The sequence below is a fragment of the Chryseobacterium turcicum genome (assembly GCF_021010565.1).
Classification (GTDB): Bacteria; Bacteroidota; Bacteroidia; order Flavobacteriales; family Weeksellaceae; genus Chryseobacterium; species Chryseobacterium turcicum.
The window spans coordinates 1-17,004 of sequence record NZ_JAJNAY010000001.1 but is presented as its reverse complement, the minus strand read 5'-3'; the positions used below and the strand labels follow the sequence as shown (position 1 = coordinate 17,004).

The following is a 17,004-nucleotide window of genomic DNA, read 5'->3' as shown; positions in this document are numbered from 1 at the left end:
ATGATGAATACTAGAGTTTTAGAATTATTAAAAAACCCGAAAAATATACAGTCAGAAGATTTACATCTTTTGAAAGAAGAAATAAATTCTTTCCCTTATATTCAAAACATTCGTGCTTTGCATTTGTATGGTGTTCATCTTTTTGATAAAGAAAATTATCAGAAAGAGCTGTCTACAACGGCAGCTTATACCACCGATAAGAAAATTCTGTATCAGTTGATTAACGGAAAAATCTTACCGACAAAAACTGAAACGGTAGAAAAAGAAGCTACGGTTATTGTTGAAAATAAAACAAAGAATACCAAAGAGCCTTTTTGGTGGGTAAAAGAGAAAAAAACCTTCCCGAAACATGATTATAAAGCAATTTCAGAATCTTTGGCTAGTCCGAAAGCTGAAATTAAGCATGTCGTTGTGAATGGTGAACGCAATAGAATTTTATTTGAAGGTGAAGAAAATTTCCTGGATGAAAAACATTCGGAAATCATCGATTTGGAATCTACACTAGAGTCTGGAGTAATTGTTACCCAAAAATCTTCTTTCCCAATTAAACGTGTGGCTGAAGAGGAAAAAACTCAAGATGATGTACTTTCTGCAGAAGCTGATACTGAAATCATTCCTCAGGAAAATGCCATCGGTTCTGAGGTGATTGTAGAGAAAAATAGCGATGAAGCTGAAGTTAGTTCTGATGCAACAGAATTTTTTAAAGCTGAAGATGGAGTTTTGGAAGAAGAATCTGTTGAAAATGAAATTTCTACGGAAGATATTGAATCGAAAAATATTTCAGAAGATTTAAATCAAGAAATAACTGTCAATGAAGATACCATTGACTCTGAAAAAACAGAAGAAAAAATCATTGATGAATCTGAGGTTAGCTCTGATGTAGAAGAATCTTTTAAAGCTGATGATGAAATTCTGCAAGAAGAATCTGTTGAAAATGAAATTTCTACAGAAAATATTGACTTAGAAAACGTTTCAGAAGCTTTAAATCCTGAAACAATCATTAATGAAGATAAAATTAGTTCTGAAGATGTTGCTGAAAAAATTAATGACGAATCTGAATTAAGCTTTCATGGAACAGACTCTTTTTTACCTGATGTTAAAATAGAAACCACGGTTTCCGAACAAAAGGATTTGGAAGAAGCTCCAAAATCTACTATCAATAATCATGAAGACGAAATGAGACGTCTGATTGAAGAAGTTGAGAAAAAGATGAAAGCCAATAAAAAAGATTCTGAAACGAAAACAACAGAGCCAGAAGAAGAAACTGGGAAAGAAATAAGCTTTGCCGAAACGCAGGATTTTGTGGTTGAAGCTGCTGTTGAAAATGAAGCTAAAGCTAATCAAGATGCTGAAGTTATTTCTGAAACTAAGGAGAATTTTTCTGAAGACAAAAATGAAACGTCTGTTTTAGAAGAAATAAAGGAAGAAAATTCTGTCTGGAAACCGATGAGTTTTGAAACACATACACCAGATTCATTTAGCAAAAAAGTAGAATTAAAAGCTGAACAGGCTGATAAAATAGAAGAAATAAAAGAAGTTTCAGAAGACATTTCTTTAGAAGAAGAAAAATTGGAAACTGTTACAGAAAGTATTTCGGAAGAAACTATAAATGAAGCTGAAGTCATTAATGCTACTGAAGAAGAAGCTCCCGTGATGAATGTTTCGTTCTTTGGAGCAGACATTTCAAGTTTAGCAATCAAAAAAGAAGAGGAGAGTCAACCAGAAGAAAAAGTAGAAGAACAACCTTCGAAACCTGAAATTCAAGCTGTTTTAGACAGTAATGTTCCTGGTTTTATCAATACTTGGCAAAGCTGGTTAAAGATTGACAGAACTGACGATATTGAAAAGGTCAAAATAGAGAATAAAAATAAAGTGATTGAATCTTTCATAGAAAACAATCCTAAAATAAGCCAGTTAAAAGACGAAGTGAATTTTGTGGTGAAAGAAAAGACAGACGATATTTCTCACCTGATGACTGAAACTTTGGCGACTCTATACATTGAGCAGAAATTGTACACTAAAGCGATTAAAGCATTTCAGGTACTGATAAATAAGCATCCTCACCGAAAAGAACATTTCGAAACTAAGATTCAGGAAATCAAAGATAGCAGAGGGAAAAGCTAAAATAAAATAGCAATTTACTTTCAAAAATTAAAAAATTAAAGCTCATGAAAATGAGCTTTTGTTCTTCGTTGTCAATTCCGTATCTTTGCAAACTAAATTTTTAATATGTCTAAATCATTAATTCCAAAATTAGAAGCGATAAAGCAGAGATATAATGAGGTTGCCGACCTTATTATTCAACCTGATGTCATTTCAGACCAGAAAAGATATTCTTCTTTAAACAAAGAATATAGTGATTTGGGAAAAATTGTAAAAGTTTACGATCAATATAAAGGAGCTTTAGATACCATCGAAGAGTCAGATGAAATCATTGCAGATGGTTCTGATAAAGATTTTGTAGAATTGGCAAAAATCGAAAAATACGAAGCTTTAGAAAAGATTCCTGCGTTTGAAGAAGAGCTTAAAGTTCTTTTAATTCCTAAAGATCCTGCAGACGATAAAAACGTTATTGTAGAACTTCGTGCCGGAACCGGTGGTGATGAAGCTGCAATTTTCGTAGAAGATGTTTACAGAGCGTATGCCATGTATTTTAAAACCAAAGGTTGGAAGCATGAAATCACAGATTCTAGTGAGGCTGCAAAAGGATACAAAGAATTAATTCTAAAAATTGAAGGAGACGGTGTTTATGGAATCATGAAATTTGAATCTGGTGTTCACCGTGTACAAAGAGTTCCTGAAACAGAATCTCAAGGTAGAGTACACACTTCTGCGATTACCGTTGCCGTTTTACCGGAAGCGGAAGAAATAGATTTTGAATTGAATCCTGCAGATATTGAGATGCAAACCTCACGTTCTGGTGGAGCGGGTGGACAAAACGTAAACAAGGTTGAAACAAAGGTACAGTTGACGCACAAACCTTCAGGAATGGTGGTTGTTTGTCAGCAAGCTCGTTCTCAGTTGGCAAACCGTGAATTGGCGATGGAAATGCTTCGTACCAAACTATACGATATTGAAGTTCAGAAATCAGTAGGAGATATCGCTGCACAGCGTAAATCGATGGTTTCTACCGGTGACCGTTCTGCAAAAATCAAAACGTACAACTATCCTCAGGGAAGAGTTACAGACCATAGAATTGGTAAATCAATGTACAATCTAGATGCCTATATGAATGGTGATATCTCTGAAATGATTGATGCTGTAATCATGGCCGAAAACGCTGAAAAAATGAAAGGCGAAGAAGATAATTACTAAATTATTTCTTCTAATAAATACAAAGCTTCTGAGAAATCGGAAGCTTTTTTTATTTTGATTCTTTCATTACTTTTGACAAAACTAAAAACGATTATATTATTATGTACAAGGAGATTACCCAAATTGAAATTCCGTTAAGTAAATTTAAAATAATCTTATTATTATTGTTTTCTCTCTCACTTACTGTCCTTGGATTATTATTAATATTTTTTGAACCTGAATCTATTGATTATTCCGCCAGACATTCTTGGATAATGAGACCTGTTCCCCGTTTTTTAGCGGGTCTTTTCTTTGTAGTTTTTTTGGTTTTGCTTTAATAATGATGATCATTAGATTGTTTAATAAAAATCCTGGATTAATTATTAATGAAAAAGGAATCTATGATAATTCTAGTGCTCTTGCTGTGGGTTTTATACCGTGGAAAGATATTATAGATATTAAAATTGTAGACATTAATAACGGAAAAATTATTCTTATTGTACTACGAAATCCAATAGATTATCTTAATAAAACAAGTCATTGGTTAAAGTTTAGAACGGGAAAGATGAATTACAATTCTAATGGTACACCAGTCTGTCTATTTGCTAATTATTTGCAGATAGAAGCTACAAATCTTTATAGTTTACTAACTGAAAAAAGGAAAGAATACAAAGTGTAATCTTAATTGGATTAATTTTGAAAAGATGATTAAAACTGTATTAAAAAGATCATGAAAATTGTAAATTTAGTTGTGAAATGAAATTATTTCCTCTGCATATAATTATTAAAGATTTATCATTTTTGATGTTATATTTCTTAATAATGAAATTTAACTTAACAAATGAAACATTCTTACCAGAAACCACTAAATATTTTTCTGGAGTAAGCCAAGCTAATATTGTAGATATGCTTATGGCTGCTTTATTTTACAATTTCATTCCAATAATTATAAGTTGTATTTTATATTATCCGATTGTTTTATTGGGAAGAAAAATATTTAACAGAAAAAATAATTTGCAGGTTTTATCTACAGCATTTCTGTTATCTATTACAACTCCAATAATTTATATTTTTGGATATAAAATGGAGTTAGATACGATGAACAAAGCCGAAATAATTTCTTGGATTTTAACTTTTGTAATTTCAGTATCAATTTATTATTTATCAAATAGAATCATTTATCAAAATTACTAATATGCAAAAATTTGTATAACCGAGCTACAAAAAAGATTCAACATTGAGCAATGATAAAAATAAATAAGATAAACCATCATGAAATATTAGAAAATGAAAAAAATACTGTCGATAGCACTACCTCTATTAATAATTACCAATTTCTTCGCGCAGAAAAAATCATTAAAAAAGACAAATACTAAAACAAAATATGAAATTAAAATACCCAATATATCAAAAGACAATTTAGAAATCCCAGACTTAAGTAATCTTGTGAAGCTGGAAAATAAAAAAATATTCGACAAAACAAAAGATTCTTCTAGAATGATCAACATAAATAATATTCAAGATTATGATTTCAGCATTCAAAAAGATAAAAATAATTTTAACTATTATAAATACAAAAATGGTCAATTACAACATATTCAAAAAAATACTAAACAAACAATATCTTCACAGGTAGAAAAAGGAGAAGACCCTGCGTCATTTAGTCAGACAATTCATACTTATATTGATTTTTACTCGAATGGTAATATTTTTACAATTAAACAATATAATGATACAGATAAAGGTGCTTACAGTGTAGGAAATTGGTATGTGTATGATGAAAAAGGAAATTTACTGCAGCATATAGATCACAAAAAATATTTTAAGATGACTTATAATGATATAGCGAAAATTGCTAATTCATATAATGATTATCCTTCGAAAAGAATCAGCAGATATTTTGATAAGACGGGTTCGTATTGGTACATTCGTTTAGGAGGATATCAGGATCAACCCATAGAGCCTAAAATAATTATTCTTGAAGATAAAACAGGAAAAATTTTATCTGAATTTAAAAAAGAAGAATTTTATAATTTTCAAGAGCTGGAAAAGTATCAAGAGAAATTGTATAAGTTATTTAAAAATAAATAATAAGATTAGTTGATTGGTTGATTTTCAAATTATTGATAAATAATTATATATGGTTGTTTGTTCGTAAGAGATTACTGTAACTTTATTCATTCACTACAGTGTAAAATAAATACAAAAATATTTTTCATAAGTGTTTGGTTTAAAATAAATCCATTACAAGTATAGATCATTTTCATTGACTTTGAAAGCTTATTTTTAAAGAAAAGTATTATTTTTACCTCTGAAAAATTAATATGGATATTCATCTTTCGTTAAAAGAATATGATGAGTTTCCGACTGAAAAATATGTCAATGAATTCTATCGTAATCAATGTTGGAAACAGCAATATCAGATTTGGTCTTTTTGATGATGACAACTGTGATATTTCATGGATAATCAATACAAAACCTTATCGTACTGCCGATGAACTGCACGGTCAAATGTTGATTTTATATCAAACCTATAAAATTGATCCTAAGGACATTAAAAAAGTAATTATAGGCTCCGTAGTGCCACAATTAACGAGAGAAATAACTTCTGCCATCAGAAAAATTCACGGTATTGCTCCTGTAATGGTCGACCGTACCACTCCTTCTGAAGTGGTGGCAAAATCTAAACAAATGGGAACAGATATCTATGCCAATTTGGTGGCAGCCCACAATCTATATCCCGGAAGAAAAAAAATCGTTTTAGACTTTGGAACTGCGCTTACCGCAAGCTGTGTTGCTGAAAACGGTGAATGTTTAGGTGTAATTATCGCTCCCGGAATTATCACTTCTCTTAATTCTCTCATCAGTCAAACCGCCCAGCTTCCCGAGATTGAATTGGTAAAGCCGAAATCTGTTTTAGGTTTAGACACGGTAACCTGCATGCAAAGTGGGATGGTGTATGGCTTTTTGGGTATGGTAGAAGGCTTTATAGACCGTATTAATGATGAAGTTAATGATGACTGTTTTGTAATTGCTACAGGCGGAGCTTCGCATGTTTACAAGCCTCTCACCGAAAAAATTCATATTACGGACCGACTTCATACCCTAAAAGGACTTTATTTCTTAGGAAAAAATTTATAACCGAGGCTGAGGCTAAGATGTAAAGCAAAAATTGATCAACTTCAATCTTAGCCTCAACCTTAACCTATCTTTTAGCTTTGAAAAACTCTTTCACGATTGAGGAGCATTCATTTTCCATAATTCCGGAAACGATTTCGGTTTTAGGATGAAGGCTTAAACTTTTATTGATGAATCCACGCTGCTCGTCTCTTGCCCCGATGACCACTTTTGTTATCTGCGACCAAGAAAGCGCTCCTGCACACATCACGCAAGGTTCTAAAGTGACATACAAAGTACAATTGATTAAATATTTTCCGCCCAGATAATTGGCGGCTGACGTGATGGCCTGCATTTCGGCGTGTGCGGTAACATCGTTTAAAGTTTCAGTAAGATTATGAGCTCTTGCAATCACACGATTGTTGGCAACAACAACGCACCCGATAGGAACCTCATCTTTTTCTAGTGCAATCTCAGCTTCCTGGAAAGCCATTCTCATAAAATATTCGTCTGTAAACATAAAAATAAAAGCTTAGTACAAAACTAAGCTTTTCAATATAATATATTCGTGAAATTTAAAATCTATAACCGATTCCACCCATCACTTTACCAGTAACGGGACCGATATCATAATTGTCGAAATCACCAAATCTTCTGGCAATACCACCACTTGCTTCTATGACCAATCTGTCTTTAATCACCCATTTTCCTCCAACTCCAAAACCTAATCCTACAGTGGTAATGTTTTTTGAACCGCTATAATTGTAGTAATAAGTGTTGGTAGGGCTGTCGTAATAGCTATTGTAATACTCGTCTTTTTGCATTGTAATCGGAATAAAACCTTCAAAGAAAAATCCTGAAGCGTATTTTTTTCCAAAATAATACCTGAAATAGGGAGAAATTTGCTTGAAGTCGTCTACCTCATCGCTCAATGTAATCATTGCGTTTACCCCAATACCTTTGTTCTGTGAAATTAATCTTTCATAAGAAACGTTGGCCAAAGGGACTGCAATCAATAAAATAGGGTCGGCGAGAATATCGTTTTTTCTTTGCTTTTCTGTATTTTCTTGAGCTTGTACTGCAAATGTTCCGAGAATTAAAGATAATCCAAGTAGAATTTTATTCATGTAGCTTTTTTTGCCAAAGATAAATAATAAAACAATATATGGTGATAAAATTAAGCGTTAGTCAAAATTGAGTACTAAAGGCAGTTTGAACTGGTATCTTACAGGGTTTCCATCATTGTAAGCAGGCGAAAATTTTTCAGAAATAGAGTATAATGCAATTTCTGCCTGTCGGTTGAATGTGAAATTATCACCTTCAGCTTTTACATCACTAATCGTACCATCTTTTTCGACAATAAATGCAACATTGGTTTTTAGGTTTCCCGTTTCAGAAAATACGCTATCTCCGTAAAAAAGCTGTGCTACTTCTTTGCGTAAAGCATTGATTCCACCCGGATAATTTGCCGTTTTTTGAATTGATTGAGTAAAGTTCTGCTGCGGAGATAGAATTGTTTTAGCATGTATTCTTTTTATATCTTCAAGATTTTTTACCTTAAGCAAGGCAGCGATAAGTGCTACATTTTCAATACTGTCCATCTTTTTCATAAAAAAAAGAAAGTCGTTTTTCACAGCAGCTTTATGTAACGGATTTTTTTCGGTATCAAATTTTTTCTTAAACTCTGTATTCAGCATTGTTCTGTGCTGATTATAGTAATTTTTCACCATTTTAAACTCCTCAGTTTGTTGAGAAAAGCAAAATGTTGAGATGAGTATAAAAAGAAGAGATAAAGCTTTCAATACATGATTATTTATGTAAATGTAATCAAAAAGATGTGAAATTCTAGTCTTTCAGATAACTGTTTAATGATTCTTGTAAATGTTTTTTAATGTCTTCAACTAGACTTATAGGTTCTAATACTTTCACCTCTTTTCCATACGATAAAATTTCTTGCATAAAATCATAAGTAGGGTGGAGGAAAAACTCAAAATAAATATCTGTCGGGGTTTCTTTAATTTCTTTTTGAGACTGATGAAGTGCAAAACTTCGAATGTACTCTCCCTGGTGACGGCTGCATTTCAGGACTATTTTTTGAGGATGTTGTTCGGTTAAATTCATTACTCCGAAAGCATTTTTGAAATGCTCTCTAAAGTTATATTTATATTTTTCTCTAAATTTTTGCGGAGTAATATCCAAATAATTGATTCGGTCTAAACCGAAAGATTTCAACGCTTTGTCTTTGGTATCAATCGCAATGAGATACCATCGGTCTTTAGATTCTTTTAATGCCAAAGGATGAACTTTTCGGGAAGTCATCAGTTTATTTTTATAATTGTAATGTTCAAACAAAACAATTCTTTTGTTTCTAATGGCAAAGAAAAGGTCATAAAAATGTTCGACTCCGGTAGGTTTTCTGCTTTCAAAAAAGATGAAATTAGCAAAATCGGGATGGTTGTTTAGGGCGTTGCTTACCTGAAATGATTCGAGTAATTTTTGGTTGTACTCATCTACCTCCATCATTGGGCGACTTTCAATATAATACCGATTGTCACCTTTCTTTTTGTTGTGAATAGAAAGATTAAAAAGATTTGAAATCTCCCGAATATCCCTTTGTAAAGTACGAATAGAGTAGCTCTTGATTCCCGCATCCTGAAATTCGAAAGAGTTGAGAAGGTAGTCCTCCATCTGCGAATAGGTAACCGGAGCGCTCTCTAATTTCTTAATGATTAGGGCATATCTTGTGAGGTAAAAATCTTTTTTCATTTGTAAAGTTTTCTAACACAAATATATGTGGTAAATGCGACAAACGGTGTCGTGTTTTGTTTTTTTTCTTTGAAAAGTTTTTAGAATTTTTTTTAATGGGGTTGGCTGAAATTAAAAAAGCCACACGATAGAATCGTGCGGCAGTGTAAGGGAATAAATGAAGGAAACCTAAAGTATGAGCACTTCGTGAACTAAAGTTTCTCTTATAAGCAAAGGAGTAAAAAACTAGTAAGCAGAAGTATAGTATTATCTTTTATAAGACGGATTTTTGCATTCTTTTTTTCAAATGTTAAGGTATAAAATATTCTACTTCTGTTGTATAGGTATATTCATTATTTTTTTTCTCCTCTTCTGTTGGTTGTTTATTCTTAAATTTTAGTATTCTTTCTTTTGTATTATTTGTAACTAAATAAAGTGTTGCATCTTGATCATTATCATCAATTTCTAACTTAAAAACAATTGTATTTAACTCCTTTTTTTCTACAAAACTTTTAAAACTTTTTGGCATAGTAAATTTGGAACAATAGAAAGTTTCTTTTGCTTTATCACGCCAACCCAATTCAAATTCGCAAGGTAGTTTTCTACGGAATTTTTTCCATATTCCTATCCCTTGCTCAAATGTTCCATCCTGTGAAGTATAACTAAATTCTACTTTTCTTTTATTGGGATTATTAAAATCAAAGTACATATTGTATTCCTTTTCATTATTTGCCCATGCTTCATAAGGAATACCATGATGCTGCCAGTAAGTGTAATACTTACCCCAGTTTTCGAAATTTTTTACTTTATATCTTTCATCAGCTGTATTATCATAGGATCCCCTTAACTTGGCCTTAGCCACTTCTATGTTTACCAAATTATCCGTTTTATGATCTATCGTTTGAAACCAAACTCTTATCCAGCCTCCAGGTGCCATACCTATCACTAAATGTCCTAAATTATCTTTGTCATCAAGACTGTATTTATTAAATAAATCCCTTATCTTTTCTTGTGGGAGTAATACCTTTCCTTCGTAAGTGTAATTTTCTGCACCACTGCTGTAATGTATAAAAACTTCTTTCGGTACACTTTTCCATTTCTCTCCAACTACCGCACCATAAGTTTGCCCCCAACCTGGATCAATACTGAAAGTGCTTCCATTGCTTGCATTATCGAAATTAACTCTTATATTTCCTGCAGGATAATATTTGGGAGCCGAAATACCCGCCTCCCATTGATATTTTGTTTTCTGACATGAAGACATCAGTATACTAAGGAAGAGTATCATACACAGCCAGTTTAGGACTGTAAGTTTGTCTTTCATAGTGAGGGTTTTTAAACTCTTTTTCATCTTTAAAATTAGATACATTTGCTTAGACGAAATTATAATCTTCCATCTGTGAATATGTCACCGGAGCTCTCTAATTTCTTAATGATCAGGGCATATCTTGTAAGGTAAAAATCTTTTTTCATTTGTAAAGTTTTCTAACACAAATATATGTGGTAAATGCGACAAACGGTGTCGTGTTTTGTTTTTTTTGGAATTTGTTTTTAATATTGATGAGTTGTAATTAAAAAAGCCATACGAAAGGACTCGTGCGGCAACGAGAGAATTTCATTTAGAAATATATACATTTGAATCAATAAAAGCATCTTGTAATATACTGCAAAGAACTGGAGAAATACCTGTGCATGCTGAAATTAAGATTATTTAATAGGCTATTACATTATTTAAAAGGAAATAGACCTATAATAGTTGATGATTTACTAAAGGATATTTTAGGATATGTAAGAAAATTTGGAAAAGATTAAGTATTTCAAAGATGTTATACTTGTTGCTCTGTTACAGGAGATATTAAAACAATACGATTAAATTAAAAAAATGGTACTAAAACAACCACAAAAAATAAGAGTAAATTTTGATAGTTTAGAATATGTATCGAATACATCACAAGAGATTTTAGGTTATAACGGACAACTATTTACAGGATATGCTGTATTAGATTATTTTGCAGATCGAAATGTATCATATGAAAAAGAGTATAGAGATGGAGAGGTAATGGGTTGGATCAATGAATATTATCCAAATGGAAATTTAATGAGTGAAAAGCTTTGTGTTTGGGATTCTAGAAATTCAATATTATTAAATGAATATGATCAAACCGGAAATCTAATTAAATCAATGAAGATGTTAACTCAAGAGATGTATAATGAGTCTGTTAATAAATTTAATTTGTTAGTATAGTTATTTCAATTTTAAAAACTATATTTTTATAAAGATAAAAATAATACATTCTGAGAAAATTTGGACTTAAAAGAAAAAGTCATACGAAAGGATTGATGCGGCAACGAGGAAATAGCCTTTGATTTAAAAAAAATAACTTTGATATTGTAAAAGAAGGTGTTAAATATGATTTTAAGCCATATTTAGACTCTTCAAAAATAAATTAAATGGTAAAATGGGTGTAAAATACACAAACGAGAATAATCAGGAAGTAAATTTTCAACAATTAGAAATGCTACCTGAATTTAATCACCTAACTCTTGATGACGCAACAAATAAAGTGTTAAAAATAGATAAATTTTTTAAAAATCCTAAAACCCAAATGGTTGAACAGTATGGAGGTGAGGTTTTTATTTCGCCAACAGATAATTTAAATGATGTTATTAATAATCATATAGGAATAGGCTCTAAGGGAAGATTCTGGATTTTTTATCATCATAAGCAAGCAAATAACAATGGAGATGTGAAATGGGATTATATGACATATCGTAAAGGAATCTTGCAAGACCAAGGTATTTCAGTTTTTGATAATAGAAATAGGGAAATAGCGAATTGTCATTTAGATCATGCTACTGGATTATATACTAATAAGAGAAAACGGTTTTTTGGAGATCCGAGCATTTTTGCATATGAGTTTGGTAATCAAAATATTCCGAATATAAAGTTCTGGTATAATGATGACGATACCATAGATGAAATATTTTATTATGATGATGATTATACACTAAATGAATTTATAGCAAATTCTGAGATTATGGCTAAATTTCCATGGAATCAGCATCATTTTTTCCATTCGTTCAATCCAATACTTCCAACATAATTTTAAAGGATAGAAGGGGATTGGTTAATCTTTACAATCATTCCCCCAAACACAAAAAAATTACTTGCCAAATTAAACACTGGTAATACATAGGAAACTTGAGTTAAATAATTAAAATGAGTATTATAACAGATTATAAGGTAACCTTTGGAATAAAAAAAATTCATGATTCTAATCTTAAATTCATGCGTTCTATAAGTTACTCTTTAGATTCAATTATTGTTAATTTCAGAAATGCTATTGATTGTGATAATTTATTAGAAGCCATTAACCGTAGATTAGGTATATCTCAACAAGGAGAAATAATTTATCCTACACAAAGTTTGCAAATTATAACAATTTCTTATACTTTAACTAAGATATACCATGATATGGAAGCATATGATCTAAATCCAAATATTACACCTGACTATAGTTTGCCTACAGCAGATTTTAAAGAAATAGTAAAAGCTTGGAGAAATTTCGTAGTTAATGATAGTGGATTATTAACCTAAGTTTTTTTAAATTCTGCAAGTGATATAAGTAGATGAAAGAAAATAGAGAAAAGATATAAGACTTACAACCTGATGCTTATCTTCATAAAATACAACATTAATTATTTTGCAGAACTTACTTTTAGAATATCACTCCAAACACAAAAAAATCAAACCAAATCAAACATCGGTAATACATAGGAAACTTGAGTTAAATAATTAAAATGAGTATTATAACAGATTATAAAATAAGTTTTGGAGTTAGAAAAATTCATAACACGAATTTTAAATTTATATCTTCAACTAGACCATCTTTGAATGCTATTCTTTTTGAATTTAGAAGTATTACTAGTTGTGATGATTTATTAAGTGCAATTGATCTTAGACTTGATAACTCTCCACAATCAGAAGATTTTTTCATTCCTACACAAGGATTGCAAATGATAAGAATAGGTTATTCTGAGACTAAATTGTATCATGATGAAAATAAATATGATGCAAACCCAAATATTGCTCCTGGTGATATTCTGCCTACAGCAGAGTTTAAAGAAATAGTAAAAGCTTGGAGAAATTTCGTAGTTAATGATAGTGGATTATTAACCTAAGCTTTATTAAATTCTGCAAGTGATATAAGTAGATGAAAGAAAATAGAGAAAAGATAAAAGACTTACAACCTGATGCTTATCTTCATAAAATACAACATTAATTATTTTGCAGAACTTATTTTTAGAATATCACTCCAAACACAAAAAAATCAAACCAAATCAAACACCGGTAATACATAGGAAACTTGAGTTAAATAATTAAAATGAGTATTATAACAGATTATAAAATAAGTTTTGGAGTTAGAAAAATTCATGAGAAGAATTTTAAACTAATGTCTTCGACTAGTCCATCTCTAGATGCTATCTTTTTTGAATTTAGAACAATAACTAGTTGTGATAGTTTAATAAGAATGATTAACGCTGTCCTTGATAATCCTCCACAATCAGAAGATGTTTTATTTTATACGCAAGGATTACAAATGTTAAAAATAGGTTATTCTGAAACTAAATTGTATCATGATGTAAATAAATATGATGCAAACCCAAATATTGCTCCTGGTGATATTCTGCCTACAGCAGATCTTAGAGAAATTGTAAAGGTTTGGAGAAATTTCGTAGTTAATGGTAGTGGATTATTAACCTAAACTTTATTAAATTCTGCAAATGATATACTTTTAGAATATCCCCGAGCTGCCGCACGAATCCTTTCGTGTGGCCAGTCATGAAAATAAAGATAATATTAAGGAAATTTTTGATCATTTTGAAGCAGATGGCAAATCAATGCATCCATTAATATTGGAAAGAGTAGAATTTCATTTAGAAATTTTAAATTTGAAGCAAGCAAAAACAGATTTATTACTTTTAGAAAGAGCAGAAGGTTTTCTTGGCTTGCATGGTGAAGTACGGTCATTAAATCGTTTATTGTGGGATTTAGAAGGAAAAGAACTTAATGTGGATGATCGAATTTTTGAAAGTATTCTAGGATATACTATAAAATTTAGAAAATCACAGGTTCTCCCACGATATTATGATTGTTGTTTAATTACTAGAGATATTAAAATGATTTTATTAAACTAAAAAAAATGCCTTTAAAACAACCACAAAAAATAAGAGTAAATTTTGATGACTTAGTAGAAGCGAATCATACAGCCGAAGAATTATTAGCTTATAATGGACAGCTATTTACAGGATATGCAGTTTTGGGATACCATCCGAATGGAAATATTGAATCTGAAGAAGAATTTAGAGATGGGATTACTATGGGATGGGTTAATCAATATTACTCTAACGGAAATATTAAAAGAGAAACATTATGTTTTACAAGTAATCAAAATAGTATTGCATTTAATAAATACGATGTAAATGGTAATAAGACTGATTCGTATATATTAATTTCTCAAGAAAACTATAATAAGATTATTAAAAAATACCATTTGTTAGATTAAATATTTTAGCAAAAATGTAATACTCCTCCGCTGATTATTAAAAAAAATATTATGGGAATATTAGAACAAAGAGGTATTAAATTCGTAAAAAAAACGTTAATGGCTATACCTTTAAAGATGTGGAAACTTCGGATTGGGATATGGCTCACATTTCAGGTTTTACATCAATTGAAATTTTGGAAGAAATTATTGAAAATTTAAATTTGGTAATCGCTGGACAATATAATCATATAAACGATTCTGGACTTACAAATAAATATGATGATATAGCTTTTATTACCCCAAATGGAGTAGAGTATTGGGACGAAGATGCCCAAAATAAGTATCCGTTCACATGTTCTTTACAAGATTTTAGAGCATTATGCTTAGAGTGGTTGAACTTTCTTAAGCATTATTAATTTTTATGAATGTCCGTTTTCACAAATATTTTATTATTTGATGCAAAGGCAAACAAAGAATATTAAAATTTGAATGTTTTAAAGTTATACAAAGGAGTAAACTTAGCAAAGAAATACAAAAAGTTATAAAATATGAGAAATCCCCGCAGCTGTACGAATCCTTTCGTGTGCTCAGTTATCTTAGAAATCAAATATTCTAAAAACCACTATATTTTCCCATAAACCTTTTTCATCAGAATAGTCTATTATATTGTATTTTCATTCTTTATTTCTTTTGGAAAACTGTAAGGTTTTAAAAAGAACTTCTTTATATTCATTTCTGATAAATACATCGAGCTAACCTACGATAGCAAAACTTATGAAGTATAAACCTTCAGAATTGTGGAATTTCAACTCATCATTGTATATATTTATAAAAATAATACTTTCTGAAAGAATTTGGACTTAAAAAAAAGTCACATGAAAGGATTCATTTGGCAGCGAGGGAATTATGGCTATATAAATAAAATAACAGCTTGTTGGCCAGAGCTTTAAAGTAAAAATATTATGAACACTTTAACAGATTATAAGGTAACCTTTGGAATAAAAAAAATTCATGGTTTTAATATTAAATTCATGCATTCTATAAGTTATTCTTTAGATTCAATTATTGCTACTTTTAGAAGTATCATTGGTTGTGATCATTTACTAGAAGTAATAAACCTCAGTTCAAATGTATCTCAACAGGGAGAAACAGTTTATACTACACAGAGTTTACAGATTATAACAATTTCTTATACTTTAACTAAGATATACCATGATATGGAAGCTTATGATCTAAATCCAAATATTACACCTGACTATAGTTTGCCTACAGCAGATTTTAAAGAAATAGTAAAAGCTTGGAGAAATTTCGTAACTAATGGTAGTAGCGGGTATTAAGTAGTACACTCTAATTATTCGTCAATATTTTACAACTTTAAAGGATGAAATTTATAGTTTTAAATGAAAATGAAAAGGCAACCTTGAAAATGATGTCCAGCCACCATCCAAATTCTTTCGTTCGAGACCGTGCCAAAAGTTTGATCATGAATCATAATGGCATTAGAGCAAAGCAGATTTCGGATATTTTCTCAGTACAAATCAGAGCTGTTTATTCATGGATTAAATCGTATGAAGATAAAGGGTTTATAGGCCTTTATACGAAAAAGGGACAAGGAAGGATAAATGTTTTTTCTTCATTTTCTTCAGAAGAAGAAAAATGTATTTTGGATAAAATAGATCAGGGAGATTCTGTGAAAGAAACGACCTGTTTTATCAATGAAAATCTTTCAGAACGTGTTACAGAAAGAATGCTAAAAATCTTTCTAAAAAAAAGATTATGTCTGGAAAAGAATACGATGTTGGCTCAAGCCTCTACAAAATCAAGAAGAATATCTATTGAAAGCAGAGCAATTGAAGAGTTTAATGAGTCTGACGAAAGATGATTATTTGGATGTATACTTTGCTGATGAGAGCGGATTTTCTTTAACTCCCTCCATTTCTTACCATTGGCAACAAAAAAATGTAAATGTAAAAATTATACCCAGGCACAGTAAAAGAATCAATGTTTTTGGGATGATGTCTAAGAATAATAATCTTTTTCAGCGTCATCATATTGGAAAAATAACTTCTGATTTTGTAATTCAGGCCATTGATGAATTTTCAAAAACAATCACAAAGAAGACTGTTATTTGTTTAGATAATGCACGGATACATCATTCTAAGGAATTTAAAGCCCAAATTTCAAAATGGAAGAAGTTAGATATTGAAATTTTTTATCTTCCAAAATATAGTCCACATCTTAATTCTATTGAAATTCTTTGGCGAAAAATAAAGTATGAATGGCTTCGTGCAAAAGATTA

22 protein-coding genes are annotated in these 17,004 nt (G+C 30.7%); 17 read left to right on the top strand and 5 right to left on the bottom strand.

From position 1 onward, the window contains the following. The 6 genes from LO744_RS00110 (at position 1) to LO744_RS00085 (ending at position 6,435) form a co-directional block, all read left to right on the top strand. The gene (locus LO744_RS00110) at positions 1–2,124 is read left to right on the top strand and encodes a hypothetical protein (RefSeq protein WP_230666168.1); all 2,124 of its coding nucleotides are present in this window, start codon (positions 1–3) and stop codon (positions 2,122–2,124) included. A gap of 105 nt (positions 2,125–2,229) precedes the next feature. Next, on the top strand, positions 2,230–3,315 hold the full coding sequence (gene prfA / locus LO744_RS00105; RefSeq protein WP_079463606.1) for a peptide chain release factor 1: 1,086 nt from the start codon (positions 2,230–2,232) through the stop codon (positions 3,313–3,315). Between the two features lie 247 nt (positions 3,316–3,562). Next, a complete protein-coding gene (locus LO744_RS00100; RefSeq protein ID WP_317207244.1) occupies positions 3,563–3,973 on the top strand; it encodes an STM3941 family protein in 411 nt (136 codons plus the stop codon). 77 nt (positions 3,974–4,050) lie between these two features. Then, positions 4,051–4,488 carry a hypothetical protein gene (locus LO744_RS00095; protein ID WP_230666164.1) on the top strand — a complete coding sequence of 146 codons (438 nt, stop codon included), beginning with the start codon at positions 4,051–4,053 and terminating at the stop codon, positions 4,486–4,488. Positions 4,489–4,581: 93 nt separating this feature from the next. Next, positions 4,582–5,385 (top strand): hypothetical protein, encoded by an 804-nt coding sequence (locus LO744_RS00090; RefSeq protein WP_230666162.1) that lies wholly within the window; start codon positions 4,582–4,584, stop codon positions 5,383–5,385. Between the two features lie 291 nt (positions 5,386–5,676). Next, on the top strand, positions 5,677–6,435 hold the full coding sequence (locus LO744_RS00085; protein WP_230666160.1) for a type III pantothenate kinase: 759 nt from the start codon (positions 5,677–5,679) through the stop codon (positions 6,433–6,435). 64 nt (positions 6,436–6,499) lie between these two features. Here the strand turns inward: LO744_RS00085 and LO744_RS00080 are convergent, their stop codons facing one another. The 5 genes from LO744_RS00080 to LO744_RS00060 form a co-directional block, all read right to left on the bottom strand. Further along, positions 6,500–6,931: a nucleoside deaminase gene (locus LO744_RS00080; RefSeq protein WP_230666158.1), complete on the bottom strand. Its 432-nt coding sequence runs from the start codon at positions 6,929–6,931 to the stop codon at positions 6,500–6,502. A 55-nt stretch (positions 6,932–6,986) separates the two neighbouring features. Then, on the bottom strand, positions 6,987–7,538 hold the full coding sequence (locus LO744_RS00075) for a DUF3575 domain-containing protein (RefSeq protein ID WP_230666156.1): 552 nt from the start codon (positions 7,536–7,538) through the stop codon (positions 6,987–6,989). A gap of 57 nt (positions 7,539–7,595) precedes the next feature. Next, positions 7,596–8,141: an energy transducer TonB gene (locus tag LO744_RS00070; RefSeq protein ID WP_230666154.1), complete on the bottom strand. Its 546-nt coding sequence runs from the start codon at positions 8,139–8,141 to the stop codon at positions 7,596–7,598. A 115-nt stretch (positions 8,142–8,256) separates the two neighbouring features. Next, complete coding sequence (locus LO744_RS00065; RefSeq protein ID WP_230666152.1) at positions 8,257–9,177, bottom strand: helix-turn-helix transcriptional regulator; 921 nt, start codon at positions 9,175–9,177, stop codon at positions 8,257–8,259. A gap of 289 nt (positions 9,178–9,466) precedes the next feature. Continuing rightward, positions 9,467–10,480, bottom strand: a complete 1,014-nt coding sequence (locus LO744_RS00060; RefSeq protein WP_230666150.1) for a DUF2931 family protein — start codon at positions 10,478–10,480, stop codon at positions 9,467–9,469. 558 nt (positions 10,481–11,038) lie between these two features. Here LO744_RS00060 and LO744_RS00055 point away from each other — a divergent pair. From LO744_RS00055 to LO744_RS00005, 11 genes are all read left to right on the top strand, one after another. After that, complete coding sequence (locus LO744_RS00055) at positions 11,039–11,401, top strand: toxin-antitoxin system YwqK family antitoxin (protein ID WP_230666149.1); 363 nt, start codon at positions 11,039–11,041, stop codon at positions 11,399–11,401. Between the two features lie 214 nt (positions 11,402–11,615). Continuing rightward, entirely contained in the window at positions 11,616–12,260 is a 645-nt protein-coding gene (locus tag LO744_RS00050) for a hypothetical protein (protein WP_230666147.1), read from the top strand. Between the two features lie 116 nt (positions 12,261–12,376). Further along, positions 12,377–12,754, top strand: a complete 378-nt coding sequence (locus tag LO744_RS00045) for a hypothetical protein (protein WP_230666145.1) — start codon at positions 12,377–12,379, stop codon at positions 12,752–12,754. 203 nt (positions 12,755–12,957) lie between these two features. Continuing rightward, a complete protein-coding gene (locus LO744_RS00040) occupies positions 12,958–13,338 on the top strand; it encodes a hypothetical protein (protein ID WP_230666143.1) in 381 nt (126 codons plus the stop codon). Positions 13,339–13,541: 203 nt separating this feature from the next. Then, the gene (locus LO744_RS00035) at positions 13,542–13,922 is read left to right on the top strand and encodes a hypothetical protein (RefSeq protein WP_230666141.1); all 381 of its coding nucleotides are present in this window, start codon (positions 13,542–13,544) and stop codon (positions 13,920–13,922) included. A gap of 67 nt (positions 13,923–13,989) precedes the next feature. Then, entirely contained in the window at positions 13,990–14,355 is a 366-nt protein-coding gene (locus LO744_RS00030; protein ID WP_230666139.1) for a hypothetical protein, read from the top strand. Between the two features lie 5 nt (positions 14,356–14,360). Continuing rightward, positions 14,361–14,723 carry a toxin-antitoxin system YwqK family antitoxin gene (locus tag LO744_RS00025; protein WP_230666137.1) on the top strand — a complete coding sequence of 121 codons (363 nt, stop codon included), beginning with the start codon at positions 14,361–14,363 and terminating at the stop codon, positions 14,721–14,723. A 119-nt stretch (positions 14,724–14,842) separates the two neighbouring features. After that, positions 14,843–15,121 carry a hypothetical protein gene (locus LO744_RS00020; RefSeq protein WP_230666135.1) on the top strand — a complete coding sequence of 93 codons (279 nt, stop codon included), beginning with the start codon at positions 14,843–14,845 and terminating at the stop codon, positions 15,119–15,121. A 546-nt stretch (positions 15,122–15,667) separates the two neighbouring features. After that, positions 15,668–16,042 carry a hypothetical protein gene (locus LO744_RS00015; protein WP_230666133.1) on the top strand — a complete coding sequence of 125 codons (375 nt, stop codon included), beginning with the start codon at positions 15,668–15,670 and terminating at the stop codon, positions 16,040–16,042. A gap of 44 nt (positions 16,043–16,086) precedes the next feature. Next, positions 16,087–16,587 (top strand): helix-turn-helix domain-containing protein, encoded by a 501-nt coding sequence (locus tag LO744_RS00010; RefSeq protein WP_230666131.1) that lies wholly within the window; start codon positions 16,087–16,089, stop codon positions 16,585–16,587. Further along, on the top strand, positions 16,496–17,004 hold a 509-nt coding region (locus LO744_RS00005), incomplete at its 3' end, for an IS630 family transposase (protein WP_317207261.1). The genes LO744_RS00010 and LO744_RS00005, both read left to right, overlap by 92 nt.